Consider the following 12,199-nt stretch of genomic DNA (forward strand, 5'->3'; position numbering starts at 1 on the left):
GTCGGATAGATGGGCCACGCGCGCACAAGACGCGCATGGACAGCCACAAGGGAACGAAAATGCTAAAGGAATTCCGCGATTTCATCGCGAAGGGCAACGTGATGGACCTTGCCGTGGGCATCATCATCGGCGCCGCGTTCACCGCCATCGTCTCCAGCCTCGTCTCGGACCTGATCAACCCGATCATCGGGCTGATCCTTGGCGGGGTGGATTTCACCAACATGTACGTCGTGCTGAAGGGCACGGTTCCCGCCGGATCGTCGCTTTCCGCGGCACGCGATGCAGGTGCGGCCGTCTTTGCCTATGGGTCGTTCATCACCGCGGTGATCAACTTCCTCATCATCGCGTTCGTGGTGTTCATGCTGGTCAAGGGCGTGAACGCGATCAAGAACGCCGCCGAAAAGAAAGAGCCCCCCAAGCCCGCCGCGCCGAAGGGCCCGAGCGAGATCGACGTTCTGCTGCAGATCCGCGACGCGCTACAGAAGTAACCGTCTGATCCAGCGGAAAAGGCCCGCCGCCGGCGGGCCTTTGCACCATTTTCAGGATCGAGGGGCGCTGCCCCTCTTGGCCCTGCCGGGCCAATTCACCCCGGGATATTTGCGAGGCAAAGGCGGCAGGGCGTCAGAGCAGGCTGGCCGCGTCCACGCTGGGCAGGCCAAGGGCGGCCCCGACGGCGGCATAAGTCAACTGGCCCGCATGCACGTTGATGCCCGCCAGCAGATGGCGGTCGTCGCGGCAGGCCTGTTGCCAGCCCTTGTCGGCCAGCGCCAGCATGAAGGGCATCGTTGCGTTGCCCAGCGCGAGCGTTGATGTGCGCGGCACCGCGCCGGGCATGTTGGCCACGCAGTAATGCATCACGCCGTCCACCTCGTAGACCGGGTTTTCGTGCGTGGTCGCATGGCTGGTCTCGAAACAACCGCCCTGGTCGATGGCGACGTCCACCAGCGCCGCGCCGGGCTTCAGCTCTGCCAGCATGGCGCGGCTGATCAGCTTCGGCGCAGCCGCGCCGGGGATCAGGACCGCACCGATGATCAGGTCGGCCTCGCGCGCATAGTCGAGCGTGTTGCCCGCGCTGGCATAGCTGTTCTTGAAGGTGCCGCCATAGACATCGTCAAGGTCGCGCAGCCGCGGAATGGACCGGTCGAGCACGGTCACATCTGCACCCATCCCGGCGGCAATCTTGGCCGCATGGGTGCCCACCACGCCGCCGCCGATCACCAGCACCCTGGCCGGGCCCACGCCGGGCACACCGCCCAGCAGGATGCCGCGCCCGCCATTGGCCTTCTGCAACGTCCAGGCGCCCACCTGCGGCGCAAGCCGCCCGGCAACCTCGGACATCGGCGCCAGCAGGGGCAGGCCGCCGCGGTCGTCCGTCACCGTCTCGTAGGCGATGCATGTGGCGCCGGATTTCAGCAGGTCGTGAGTCTGCTCGGGATCGGGGGCGAGGTGGAGGTAAGTGAACAGGATCTGCCCTTCGCGCAGCATCTTGCGCTCGACCGCCTGCGGCTCTTTCACCTTCACGATCATGTCGGCTGCGGCGAAGACATCGGCAGCACTGGCCGCAATCTGCGCCCCGGCGGCGACGTAGTCGGCATCGGGAAACCCGGCGCCAAGGCCCGCTTCGGTCTGTACCGTCACGGTATGGCCATGGGCCACGGCCTCGCGCGCGGCATTGGGCGTCAGGCCCACGCGAAATTCCTGCGGTTTGATTTCCTTGGGGCAGCCGATGTGCATGGGGATCCTCCTGTTGATTGTCGACAGGATGGGCAAACGGGCGCGCAAATGCTTGGGAATCAGGCTTGGCTTTTGGCCCTGATTCGCAAAGAATGTGCGTTGATCGGGCCCGCAAAAGAAAGCCATTGTCCAATATGGAAATTGACGCAACAGATCGTCGACTGCTGGTCGCGTTGCAAAAGGACGGGCGCCTGTCGAATGCCGAGCTGTCGGAGCTGGTGAACCTGTCTCCCTCGGCCTGTTTCCGGCGGGTGCAACGGATGGAAAAGGCCGGACTGATCACCGGCTATGTCGCGCTGCTGGACCCGCGCGCGCTGGGCCGCCCGACCACGGTTTTCGTCGAGATCACGCTGAGCGGGCAGGCCGACGAGGTGCTGGACGCCTTCGAGCGCGCGGTGGCCCGCGTGCCGGAGGTGCTGGAATGCCACCTGATGGCAGGCTCGGCTGACTACCTTCTGAAGGTCACCGCGCGGGACACAGACGATTTCGCGCGCATCCATCGCCGCTACCTGGCCACCTTGCCGGGCGTGGCGCAGATGCAGTCCAGCTTTGCCTTGCGCACGGTGACGCAGACCACCGCGCTGCCGGTCTAATGCTCTGGGGTGTGCCACTCCGCCGGTTTCACGTCGTTGCGCCGCAGCCGCAGCGCAAGGCCCAGTGCCACGCCGACGCCGATGGCCAGCGTCAGGTTTGCCACTACCGTCAGTGTCAATGTCAGCAGCAAAAGCACCCGGTCCGACACGCGCGCCTGCATGTAGCTGCGCCATTTGTGCGGCTCTGACATGTTCCACGCGGTCAGGATAAGAAGGCCCGCCAGCGCCGGCATGGCAAGGTGACCCGCCAGCGGCGCGGCAACCCACATCACCACCAGTACCGTCGCCGCATGTACCATTCCGGCGACCGGGGTGCGCCCGCCCGCCCGCACATTGGTGGCGGTGCGCGCGATCGCACCAGTTACCGGCATCCCGCCGAACAGGGCGGAGCCCATGTTGGCAAAACCCTGCGCGGCGACCTCGGCATTGGGCCGGTGACGCGCGTCGATCATCCGGTCGGCGACCATCGCCGAAAGCAGCGATTCGACGGCCGCAAGAAATGCGATGATCAGGGCGGAGGGAATAAGTTCGCGCAGCTTTTCGAGCGACAGGTCGGGCAGGGCGGGCGCGGGAAGGGTGCGCGGCAGCTCGCCAAACCGTGACACGATGCTGTCGACTGGCAGTCCCAGCGCCCAGACCACGCCCGAGGTCAACGCAACGGCGACGATCAGGCCCGGAAGGCGGGGGGCCGCGCGGCGGAAGGCCACGATCAGCACCATCGTGATCAGCCCGACAGCCAGCGTTTCCGGGCGTAGCGAACCGCGCGCCGCCCAAAGCGCCGCGACCTTGGGAAAGAAATCGGCCGGGACATGTGTTGCCGACAGGCCCAGCAGATCCTGCACCTGGCTGGTCGCGATGATGATGGCGATGCCGATGGTAAAGCCGTTGACCACCGCCTCGGGGATGTAGGCAATCAGGTTGCCAACGCGCAGGTAGCCCGCCACGACAAGGATCGCCCCGGCCATCAGCGTCGCCGCGACCAGTCCCCCATAGCCATGTGCGGCGATCACCCCGTAGACGACGACGATGAACGCGCCGGTTGGTCCGCCGATCTGCACCTTGCTGCCACCCAGCGCAGAAATCAGGAATCCGCCGATGATCGCGGTGATCAGGCCCTTGCCGGGATCCGCGCCCGAGGCGATGGCGATCGCAAGGCTAAGCGGCAGCGCAACCATCGCGACGGTGATGCCGGCCAGAACGTCATGGGGAAGTGTCGCCCGATCATAGGAACGGACGGTGTGCAGAATCTCGGGACGCATGAAAACATACCAATGCTTAGGGGTGTGTCGTCTGCTTACGCCTGACCGGACGAAGTTTCCAGACGCCTCGCCCGGGGACTATTCTGCGGCTTGTGCGGGTGTTGCGGCATGCACGATCGCACGGCGGCGGCGGATCGCGTCGGCCACGAATAGCCGTGACAAGGCGTGATACAGCGGATGCGGCGCCAGCACCCGGCTAACCCCGTAGCCCAGCATCGAGGCTGCCATCACCGGCACAACGTTATCGTGGTTGCCGGTCATCTCGACGATGATGACGAAGGCGGTCATCGGCGCCTGCACGACGCCCGCGAAATAGCCCGCCATCCCCAGCACCGCGGCCAGAGTAATGGACGAGCCGAAAATCACTCCCAGCGTGCTGCCAAGGCCAGCACCAACGGCCAGCGACGGCGCGAAGAGGCCACCGGGAATGCCCGACACGGTCGAGGCCAGCGTCGCGAAGAACTTGGCTAGAAAGAACACCGCGGGCAGGTGCGTGCCCTCGACGGCAAGTCGCGCCTGTTCGTAGCCGGTGCCGAAGGTCAGCCCGCCGGTCGCCACGCCCAGCACCGCCACGACGAGGCCCGCAACGCCTGCCACCGCGACCAGCATCCAGCGCGACTTGCCCGCGCGCCAGCGCCGGATCCGTTGCACAAGCCAGACCGTGCCGCGGCTGAAAAGGCCACCCAGCGCCCCGCCGATGACCCCGCAGGTGATGACCAGCGGCCAATCGCCCGGAAAGGCCGCGGTGTGATGGGCGTACCCGAAATAGCTGTAGCTGCCGACCAGCGCCAGCGAGGCAACACCGGCGATGATCACCGCCGACAGCACCGTGCCGTTGGTGCGCGCCTGGTAGCTGCGGCTCATTTCCTCGATGGCAAAGACAACACCGGCCAGCGGCGTGTTGAAGGCCGCGGCGATGCCTGCTGCCGAACCGGCAAGGATCAGGCCGCGGGAATGTGACATGCCGCCGATCCGGGCAGATTGCTGCATCAGTGCCGCACCGACCTGCACCGTCGGCCCCTCGCGCCCGATCGAGGCGCCGGTGCCAAGGCCTACCACCGTCAGGGCGATCTTGCCAAAGACCATCCGCAGCGACAGGTATCCGCCCTTGTCGGGGTCCTCGCGCAGCGCGCGCGCGGCGATCGCCTGCGGAATGCCACTGCCTTGTGAACCGGGAAAATATACCTCGCCCATCCACGCGCAGAAGATGAAGCCAAGCGGCGTGACCAGCAACGGCAGGTATTGCCATTCGCTGCCATGCTGGCCGGACATGCCGTGGAAGAAGCCCTGCGCAAGGTCGGCGACATGGGCAAACGCCGCGCTGATCGCGCCGATCGCCAGTGCGCCCGCCCAGAAGACCAGCCGTGTGCGCCAGAGGCGCGGTGAGGTCATCAGCCGGCGTGATCGCCGGAAGGCTGCAAACTGGTAACCGCGTGGGCCCTTCATCGCACGTTCCCTTCCTTCGCGCGTCGGATGCACCGACTGTGCGGCAGGTGCAAGGCCGAAGGCCGACAATTCCTGCCAATCACCGACCTGTGCGCGACAGATGCAACGCCAGAACGACAAACCCCCGCAGGCTTGGGCCAACGGGGGTCGTTTCAGTCACATCACGTCGTAAGGGATGCCTTAAAGCAGCCCCTCGCGCTGCAGTTTCTTGCGGGCGAGTTTGCGCTGGCGGCGGATCGCCTCGGCCTTCTCGCGCGCTTTCTTGACGGAGGGTTTCTCGAAATGCTGCTTGAGCTTCATTTCGCGGAACACGCCTTCGCGCTGCAACTTCTTCTTCAGGGCCCGCAGGGCCTGATCGACGTTGTTGTCACGAACACTTACCTGCATGTGGTTTTCACCACCTCTCTAAGTTGGATTTGCAAAAATTGCAGGAGGTGGCCGTATAGCAAAGGCCCCCTATCTTGTCTAGGGTTCGTCCCAGAAGGAGCAAACCCATGTCAGAGCCCCGCATCGACCCCGCCAAGGACGCGCTTCTGGACGCGATTCTGCCGCATGTGGTCTTTGACGGCTGGGCCCCGCGCGCCTTTGATGCAGCGGTGGCACAGGTGGGGATGGATGCGGCCCATGCCCGCACTTTGTGCCCGCGCGGCGCGGTGGACCTTGCCATCGCCTATCACCAGCGCGGCGACGCCGCCATGCTGGCCGCGCTGCACAAGGCCGACATGTCGGCGTTGCGCTACTCGGAAAAGGTGTCCCGCGCGATCCGTCTGCGGCTTGATGCCATCGACGACAAGGAGGTGGTGCGCCGCGGCACCGCGCTTTTCGCGCTGCCGCATCTCGCGGCCGATGGCGCGCGGCTGGTCTGGGGCACGGCAGACCTGATCTGGGACGCGCTGGGCGACACGTCGGACGATGTGAACTGGTATTCCAAGCGGGCCATCCTGTCGGCTGTCTATGCCTCCTGCGTGCTTTACTGGCTGGGCGACCAGAGCGAGGGAGCCACCGCGACCGACGCCTTCATCGCCCGCCGGATCGAGAACGTGATGCAGGTGGAAAAAGCCAAGGCGCAGGCGCGCGGAAACCGCTTCCTTGGCCCGCTGGTCAAGCAGGCCGAGGGGCTGATGTCGCGGATCAAGGCGCCGCCGCGGATGCCGCCGGTGGACCTGCCCGGCATCTGGGCGCCGCGCGGCCAGCCCTGAGCCCGCGACAAGCTGCCGATCCGGCGGTGCGCAACCCGAAACCTTGTTCAGGGCGCGGCTTTGCGCGATCAAGTGGCGGGCAGCGGGGCGCGTTCGTGCGGATGGGCCATGCCATGATGCGCCGAATGACGGTGCGACCCACGCGAAAGGATCAGTGACGATGACAAAGACGATGCGCGCGGTTGAAATCTCCCGTCCCGGCGGCCCCGAGGTGTTGACCATGGTGGACCGTCCGGTGCCCGAACCCGGCCACGGACAAGTGCTGATCCGGGTGGACTATGCAGGCGTCAACCGCCCCGACGCGCTGCAGCGCGCAGGGGCCTATGCCCCGCCGCCCGGCGCCTCGGACCTGCCGGGGCTGGAGGCGGCGGGCGAGGTCGTGGCGACAGGCCCCGGCGTGACATGGCCCGCGGTGGGCGACAAGGTCTGCGCGCTGCTGCCCGGTGGCGGCTATGCGCAGTTCGTGGTGACCCCGGCCGCCCACTGCCTGCCCGTGCCGCAGGGCATGGACATGCGCGCCGCGGCCTGCCTGCCCGAAACCTTCTTCACCGTCTGGTCCAACGTCTTCATGCGCGCGGGCCTGCAGGCAGGCGAAAGGTTTCTTGTCCATGGCGGATCGAGTGGCATCGGCACCACGGCAATTCAGCTGGCCCGCGCCAAGGGCGCGCGCGTGTTCGCGACCGCCGGATCGGACGAGAAATGCGCGGTCTGTGTGTCGCTTGGCGCCGAGGCGGCCATCAACTATCGAGAGGCCGATTTCGTGGAAGAGATGAAGGCCCGCGGCGGGGCCGATGTCATCCTCGACATGGTCGGCGGCGATTACGTGGCGCGCAACCTTGCCGCGCTCGCCGACGATGGGCGGCTGGTGCAGATCGCCTTTCTGCAGGGCCCGAAGGTCACGGTGAACCTCGCACCGCTGATGATGCGGCGACTGACGCTGACCGGCTCTACCCTCAGACCGCAATCGGAGCTCGCCAAGGCGCGCATAGCCGCGGCGCTGCGCACCGAGGTCTGGCCGCTGCTCGATGCCGGCCGCATCGCGCCGGTGATGGATAGCGATTTCCCGCTGGGCGAGGCCGCCGCCGCCCATGCTCGCCTCGAGGACGGCGCGCATATCGGCAAGATCGTGCTGAAGGTCGGTTGATATCGGTCAAGGCCGGGCGGCGCCCGTTCCGCTAGGTTAGGCTTTGCCCAGCCAAGCGGAGGAAAAAGATGACCAAGTCGAACTTCACGATCCTCGACGGCTTTCCCGCCGACGTGGTGGCGATCGAGGCGCATGGCGAAATCACCCGCGCCGATTATGAACAGACGCTGATCCCGTTGATCGAGGCGCGCATCAAGGCCGAGGGCAAGATAAAGCTCTTCTACCTGATCGCACGCGATTTCGCCGGCTACACGGTCAGCGCGATGTGGGACGACACGCGCCTTGGCCTGTCGCACCTGCGCGACTTTGCCCGCGTGGCGCTGGTGACCGATGTGGGCTGGATCCGCAACGGCGCGCGCATGTTCGCGCCACTGATCCCGGCGCCGGTCCATGTGTTTGCGCTGTCCGAACGCCACCAGGCCGAGGAATGGGTCAAGGCGCCCGGCAACGAACCGCCGCACGAACCCGGCGTCGATGTCACCCACAAGCTGCAGACGATGGAAGACTTCCAGTCCGAAGAGCCGTAATTGCGGGATGCCCATCGCCTGCCCGATTGCCGCAGCAGGACGGCGCGGCTAGGGTCGTGCCGCTTGGACAAGAGGCCCGCATGACCACCCACCGCGACATCCCCTTTTCACTGACCGGCATCGACCATGTCGTGTTTCTGGTCGATGATCTGGACCGGGCCGTGACCTTTTACCGCGAGGTTCTGGGCTGCCCGCCCGGCTATTCCTACCCCGGGCTGGGGATGGAGCAGGTCTGGGCCGGATCTTCGCTGATCGTGCTGTGGGACACGACCCATCCCGGCGCGGCAGGGGCCGTGCCGCCTGTCGCTGGCGGGCGCAACGTCGATCATGTCTGCATCGCCACCGGTCCGTTTGAACATGACGCATTGCGCGCCCACCTCGCCCGGCACAACGTCGCAATCGAGCGCGAGGCGATGCATGGCGGTGCGCGCGGCATGGGCCATTCGTTCTACATCCGCGACCCCTTCGGCAACAAACTCGAAATCAAGGGCCCCGCCGAATACCCCGACGGCCGCACCTGACACGGCCGCCTACCGCACCGGCGCGAACCGGGCACCGTCCAGCGTGCAGTCGCGTGCCACGTCCGCGCCGCAGGCGCGCAATTGCAGGTCGCGGGTCAGGCAGATGCGCGCCTCCTGAATATAGCCCGACTGGCAGGTGATGGTGATCATGTTCCCCGTCATCCCCGGATTGTCGCGCAAGAACGCCTCTTCGACGACATGGGCAGGCAGCACCACCTCGCCTGTCAGTTTGCGAAACACCGGTGGCCGCACGACCGTGGCATAGGCCTGCCGCGCCAGCGCGTAATAGTCGTGCGGTGTCAAACCGCTGCAGCTGCCATGCGCCTGCCACTCGTGCCAGGCCAGCCCCGGGGTGCCCATGATGTCGGCCATCGCGGCCGTCTCAGCGCGGCCGGGCGCAGCAAAGCGGCTGCGACAATCCTGCGGATAGCCGTGGGCATATTGCGGCCAAAGCCCGTGCAGCAGCCAGCCATTGCCGCGCCCCGCCTCGCATTGCGGCGAGCCGCGCGCATCGCCCTGCAGCGCGCACCAGTCAGGCGACCACGACAACGACATGACGTAGTAATCGAAACGCCCCGGCACATCCTCGGCGCGGGCAGTACTGGCGGCGGCGATCAGCAGGGCGGCAATCAGGCGCAACATTTGTTCTTTTCTCCGTAACTCCGCCCGACTATATAGCCCCCAAGTTCCCCGACAACGTGAACCCGGCCGGAAACGGTCTGCCCCCTCAAGGGCGCGGGGAAGTCTTGTTCACAAGGAGACGTCTTATGTCCGACAAACCGATCATGGCCCGCGCCACCGCCGTCTGGCTGGTGGACAACACCACCCTCAGCTTCCGGCAGATCGCCGACTTCTGCGGCATGCATGAACTCGAGGTGCAGGGCATCGCCGACGGGGACGTGGCTGCGGGCGTCAAGGGTTTCGACCCGATCGCCAACAACCAGCTGACCGCCGAGGAAATCGCCACCGGCGAGAAAAACCCGCTGCACAAGCTGAAGCTGAAGTTCAACGCCGCCGCCGTGGGCGAGGAAAAGCGCCGCGGTCCGCGCTACACGCCGCTGTCCAAGCGGCAGGACCGGCCGGCCGCCATTCTGTGGCTGGTCAAGTTCCACCCTGAACTGTCCGACGGTCAGGTCTCGAAACTGGTCGGCACCACCAAGCCGACCATCCAGGCGATCCGCGACCGGACCCACTGGAACATCGGCTCGATCGACCCGATCGACCCGGTCGCGCTGGGCCTGTGCAAGCAGTCCGAGCTGGACGCCGCCGTGCAGAAGGCCAACGCCAAGAAGGCCCGCGAGGGCGGCGTGATGTCGGACGACGAACGGCGCAAGCTGGTCTCGACCGAGCAGAGCCTTGGCATGGCACCCGAACCGCGGATGCCCACCGCCATCGCCGGCCTCGAAACCTTCACGCTCTCTGATAGCGAAAGCGACAGCAAGGAAGAGGCCGAGGACCCGCGCGACAGCAAGGCTGACTTCTCGGACGCCGAAAGCTTCTTCAACCTGCCCGAAGGCGACGAGGACGACGACGAGGAAGACGACGCCAAATCGCGCCGCTGACCTGCCCGCTCAGAACGCCCGCCGGGCCTTGAAGGCGGGCGGCTTCCTAAGGGTTGCACTCGATGAAGACGGTGAACGAGGTCGCAAGGTCGGCAAGCGCCTCGGGCGAAAGCCTGCTGTCGTCAACGGTCATTGCCGGCTGAACGCCGTTTACAGTCAAGAACAGTTTCGCGATCTCTCCCCGGATCGCGAAATTTACATTCTGGGGAATGTCGCCGATCGCGTCGGCAACGCGCTGAGCGTTGAGCTTGGCCACGACGACGCCGACGACAGACCCGTCCGCGGCCAGAACCGGACCACCGGAATTGCCCGGCTGAACCGGGGCTGTAATCTGCATCTCAATCGCGTTCCCACCCATGCCGGTCAGGCTGGAGACGGCGCCGCGCGTCACGTTGAGGCCGCCAAGGATGCCGCTAAGCGGAAAGCCTGCCACGGTCACGTCCGAGTTTAGCCGCGCCGTTTGCGGAGCGAACCTCGCGACGCCCTGCTTGGTCGGTGCCGGCGTCCGCAACAGGGCAAGGTCGAACTCGGTTGAGGTCTGGACCAGCGTTGCCGGAGCATGGTCGACAAAGATGTGGCCGCATCCCTCCACCACATGGGCGTTTGTCAGCACCTCACCGCCCGCGTCGACATAGAACCCCGACCCCGACGACGGCGAAGCAGGTGGCGCGCTCTGGCCCGGCCCGGCGTTGTTGGCCACAGCCGTGTCGTTACCGTTCAGCGTTGGGTCGTCCAGCAGTGCCGCCAAGGTGCGAATCGACTGGTCAAGCAACCCGCCGGTGACGAACTGAATCGGCCTGCCGGCACCCATTGCGATCGAGGAGGAGACCATGCCGACAACGTTTCTGTCCGCTGTGTCGGAGGACAGGATGACTGTTGACCACCAACCGCCGTGATTGTCCGAGCGCGTGTACATTGGCCGACCATCAGCCGCGAAGACTGACGTGATCAGCAGGTGATCGTTCCGCACGACATAGGGCTCATGTGCCCCGGTGCCGAACCGCAGGGTGAAATCGTGCAGGCGCAGGGCCTGCGCCAGGCTGCCGCTCGTCATCGAGATGCGCAGCGCACCGCCCGCCGTGCTGAAGTTGGCGAAACCATCCGAGCCGGGATCAGTTCGGATGGTCTTTTCCGGCACGAGCAGTGACAGCGCGTAGGCAGGAAAATACCGTATCTGCCAGCCTTCGTCGGCCAGCGGTTTGAGGAATGTCAGGATGACATCGGCCGCATGGGCATTTTCCACCGGCGTGTTTGGGAAATTTTGATCGACATAGGCCTGCAGGGCGCGCTGGCTGAACGAGCCCCACGCCCCGTCAAGAAGGCCGGTATAAAACCCCTCGTAGGCCAGTGCCGTTTGCAGCATTCGCCGGTCATCCGGCGCGAAGGCACTCGCGTTGAAAGGCTGCCAGAGCAGGCTGTAGTCATTGGCGCGAGCAGGCGGTGCGGTCCATGATGCGACCGCACAGGTCAATAGAAGCGCCAGAAAACGCCACATGTCAGAAACTCCCATCACCGTGGGAAAGGTTTGCCCTTCGCCCCCTGTCGGTCAACGGGTTTGTCCGGACGCGCGATGTTTTTCCTGCGAAATGGGTCTTGGCTCAGAACGCCCGCCGGGCCTTGAAGGCGGCGGTGATGGTGCCGTCGTCGAGGTAATCAAGCTCGCCGCCCATCGGCACGCCTTGTGCCAGCGAGGTGACGGTGACGCCGGGCAACTGGTCGGCGATGTAATGGGCGGTGGTCTGGCCGTCGACGGTGGCGGGCAGGGCGAGGATGATTTCGCCCACGCCTTCATCGGCGATACGGGCGACAAGCTGCGGGATACGCAGGTCTTCGGGGCCGACCGCGTCCAGAGCCGACAGCGTGCCGCCCAGCACGTGGTAGCGGCCGCGAAACGCCTGCCCCCGTTCCATCGCCCAAAGGTCGGCCACATCCTCGACCACGCAGATCTGGCCATTGGCCCGCTTTTCGCTGCGGCAGATGTCGCATTGGTCGGCGGTGCCGATATTGCCGCAGGTGACACATTCGCGCGCCGTGGCCCCCACCCGCGCCAGCGTTTCGGCCAGCGGGATCAGTTGTTGCCGGCGCTTCTTGATCAGGTGCAATACCGCGCGGCGGGCCGAGCGCGGGCCCAGCCCCGGCAGTCGCGCCATCAGGTCGATCAACGCCTCGATATCACGGGTATCCTCGCTCATGCCTGCACCTCGCCCCGGCATG

Annotated in this window: 14 protein-coding genes; 7 read left to right on the forward strand and 7 right to left on the reverse strand. The window is 65.8% G+C overall.

Annotation, left to right across the window (positions count from 1 at the left end):
- The first annotated feature begins 59 nt into the window (after positions 1–59).
- Entirely contained in the window at positions 60–488 is a 429-nt protein-coding gene (gene mscL, locus GC146_RS09540; RefSeq protein WP_291837404.1) for a large conductance mechanosensitive channel protein MscL, read from the forward strand.
- Between the two features lie 133 nt (positions 489–621).
- Here the strand turns inward: mscL and ald are convergent, their stop codons facing one another.
- The gene (ald, locus tag GC146_RS09545) at positions 622–1,734 is read right to left on the reverse strand and encodes an alanine dehydrogenase (RefSeq protein WP_291837406.1); all 1,113 of its coding nucleotides are present in this window, start codon (positions 1,732–1,734) and stop codon (positions 622–624) included.
- 134 nt (positions 1,735–1,868) lie between these two features.
- Here ald and GC146_RS09550 point away from each other — a divergent pair, with 134 nt between their 5' ends.
- The gene (locus GC146_RS09550) at positions 1,869–2,327 is read left to right on the forward strand and encodes an Lrp/AsnC family transcriptional regulator (protein WP_291837409.1); all 459 of its coding nucleotides are present in this window, start codon (positions 1,869–1,871) and stop codon (positions 2,325–2,327) included.
- On the opposite strand, the gene GC146_RS09555 is transcribed toward GC146_RS09550, so the two are convergent.
- The 3 genes from GC146_RS09555 to rpsU all read right to left on the reverse strand — a co-directional run bounded on the left by GC146_RS09555 (position 2,324) and on the right by rpsU (position 5,419).
- The gene (locus GC146_RS09555) at positions 2,324–3,586 is read right to left on the reverse strand and encodes a SulP family inorganic anion transporter (protein ID WP_291837411.1); all 1,263 of its coding nucleotides are present in this window, start codon (positions 3,584–3,586) and stop codon (positions 2,324–2,326) included. The genes GC146_RS09550 and GC146_RS09555 overlap by 4 nt on opposite strands.
- A gap of 78 nt (positions 3,587–3,664) precedes the next feature.
- Positions 3,665–4,978: a chloride channel protein gene (locus tag GC146_RS09560; protein ID WP_291837413.1), complete on the reverse strand. Its 1,314-nt coding sequence runs from the start codon at positions 4,976–4,978 to the stop codon at positions 3,665–3,667.
- A 234-nt stretch (positions 4,979–5,212) separates the two neighbouring features.
- Positions 5,213–5,419, reverse strand: coding sequence for a 30S ribosomal protein S21 (gene rpsU / locus GC146_RS09565; RefSeq protein ID WP_291837416.1), 207 nt, complete (start codon positions 5,417–5,419; stop codon positions 5,213–5,215).
- A 107-nt stretch (positions 5,420–5,526) separates the two neighbouring features.
- On the opposite strand from rpsU, the gene GC146_RS09570 reads away from it, so the two are divergent.
- The 4 genes from GC146_RS09570 to GC146_RS09585 all read left to right on the forward strand — a co-directional run bounded on the left by GC146_RS09570 (position 5,527) and on the right by GC146_RS09585 (position 8,423).
- Positions 5,527–6,231 (forward strand): COQ9 family protein, encoded by a 705-nt coding sequence (locus tag GC146_RS09570; RefSeq protein WP_291837418.1) that lies wholly within the window; start codon positions 5,527–5,529, stop codon positions 6,229–6,231.
- Between the two features lie 160 nt (positions 6,232–6,391).
- Positions 6,392–7,375, forward strand: coding sequence for an NAD(P)H-quinone oxidoreductase (locus GC146_RS09575; protein ID WP_291837420.1), 984 nt, complete (start codon positions 6,392–6,394; stop codon positions 7,373–7,375).
- Positions 7,376–7,443: 68 nt separating this feature from the next.
- Positions 7,444–7,902, forward strand: a complete 459-nt coding sequence (locus GC146_RS09580; protein WP_291837422.1) for an STAS/SEC14 domain-containing protein — start codon at positions 7,444–7,446, stop codon at positions 7,900–7,902.
- Between the two features lie 80 nt (positions 7,903–7,982).
- On the forward strand, positions 7,983–8,423 hold the full coding sequence (locus GC146_RS09585; protein ID WP_291837424.1) for a VOC family protein: 441 nt from the start codon (positions 7,983–7,985) through the stop codon (positions 8,421–8,423).
- A 9-nt stretch (positions 8,424–8,432) separates the two neighbouring features.
- Here the strand turns inward: GC146_RS09585 and GC146_RS09590 are convergent, their stop codons facing one another.
- A complete protein-coding gene (locus GC146_RS09590; RefSeq protein WP_291837426.1) occupies positions 8,433–9,065 on the reverse strand; it encodes a ribonuclease T2 in 633 nt (210 codons plus the stop codon).
- Between the two features lie 125 nt (positions 9,066–9,190).
- Between GC146_RS09590 and GC146_RS09595 the strand changes: the two genes are divergently transcribed.
- Complete coding sequence (locus tag GC146_RS09595; RefSeq protein WP_291837428.1) at positions 9,191–9,985, forward strand: cell cycle transcriptional regulator TrcR; 795 nt, start codon at positions 9,191–9,193, stop codon at positions 9,983–9,985.
- A 46-nt stretch (positions 9,986–10,031) separates the two neighbouring features.
- On the opposite strand, the gene GC146_RS09600 is transcribed toward GC146_RS09595, so the two are convergent.
- Together GC146_RS09600 and recR are read right to left on the reverse strand one after the other, a co-directional pair.
- Positions 10,032–11,480, reverse strand: a complete 1,449-nt coding sequence (locus GC146_RS09600; RefSeq protein WP_291837430.1) for a serine protease — start codon at positions 11,478–11,480, stop codon at positions 10,032–10,034.
- A 103-nt stretch (positions 11,481–11,583) separates the two neighbouring features.
- Entirely contained in the window at positions 11,584–12,177 is a 594-nt protein-coding gene (gene recR, locus GC146_RS09605; RefSeq protein WP_291837432.1) for a recombination mediator RecR, read from the reverse strand.
- Positions 12,178–12,199 lie beyond the last annotated feature (22 nt).

The organism is Limimaricola sp. (assembly GCF_016125575.1).
Classification (GTDB): domain Bacteria; phylum Pseudomonadota; class Alphaproteobacteria; order Rhodobacterales; family Rhodobacteraceae; genus WGLM01.

What these genes read in the sequence shown, in the direction of transcription:
- mscL (WP_291837404.1), top strand. Translation starts at nt 60, where the DNA reads ATGCTAAAGGAATTCCGCGATTTCATCGCGAAGGGCAACGTGATGGAC.
- ald (WP_291837406.1), bottom strand. Translation starts at nt 1,734, where the DNA reads ATGCACATCGGCTGCCCCAAGGAAATCAAACCGCAGGAATTTCGCGTG.
- GC146_RS09550 (WP_291837409.1), top strand. Translation starts at nt 1,869, where the DNA reads ATGGAAATTGACGCAACAGATCGTCGACTGCTGGTCGCGTTGCAAAAG.
- GC146_RS09555 (WP_291837411.1), bottom strand. Translation starts at nt 3,586, where the DNA reads ATGCGTCCCGAGATTCTGCACACCGTCCGTTCCTATGATCGGGCGACA.
- GC146_RS09560 (WP_291837413.1), bottom strand. Translation starts at nt 4,978, where the DNA reads ATGACCTCACCGCGCCTCTGGCGCACACGGCTGGTCTTCTGGGCGGGC.
- rpsU (WP_291837416.1), bottom strand. Translation starts at nt 5,419, where the DNA reads ATGCAGGTAAGTGTTCGTGACAACAACGTCGATCAGGCCCTGCGGGCC.
- GC146_RS09570 (WP_291837418.1), top strand. Translation starts at nt 5,527, where the DNA reads ATGTCAGAGCCCCGCATCGACCCCGCCAAGGACGCGCTTCTGGACGCG.
- GC146_RS09575 (WP_291837420.1), top strand. Translation starts at nt 6,392, where the DNA reads ATGACAAAGACGATGCGCGCGGTTGAAATCTCCCGTCCCGGCGGCCCC.
- GC146_RS09580 (WP_291837422.1), top strand. Translation starts at nt 7,444, where the DNA reads ATGACCAAGTCGAACTTCACGATCCTCGACGGCTTTCCCGCCGACGTG.
- GC146_RS09585 (WP_291837424.1), top strand. Translation starts at nt 7,983, where the DNA reads ATGACCACCCACCGCGACATCCCCTTTTCACTGACCGGCATCGACCAT.
- GC146_RS09590 (WP_291837426.1), bottom strand. Translation starts at nt 9,065, where the DNA reads ATGTTGCGCCTGATTGCCGCCCTGCTGATCGCCGCCGCCAGTACTGCC.
- GC146_RS09595 (WP_291837428.1), top strand. Translation starts at nt 9,191, where the DNA reads ATGTCCGACAAACCGATCATGGCCCGCGCCACCGCCGTCTGGCTGGTG.
- GC146_RS09600 (WP_291837430.1), bottom strand. Translation starts at nt 11,480, where the DNA reads ATGTGGCGTTTTCTGGCGCTTCTATTGACCTGTGCGGTCGCATCATGG.
- recR (WP_291837432.1), bottom strand. Translation starts at nt 12,177, where the DNA reads ATGAGCGAGGATACCCGTGATATCGAGGCGTTGATCGACCTGATGGCG.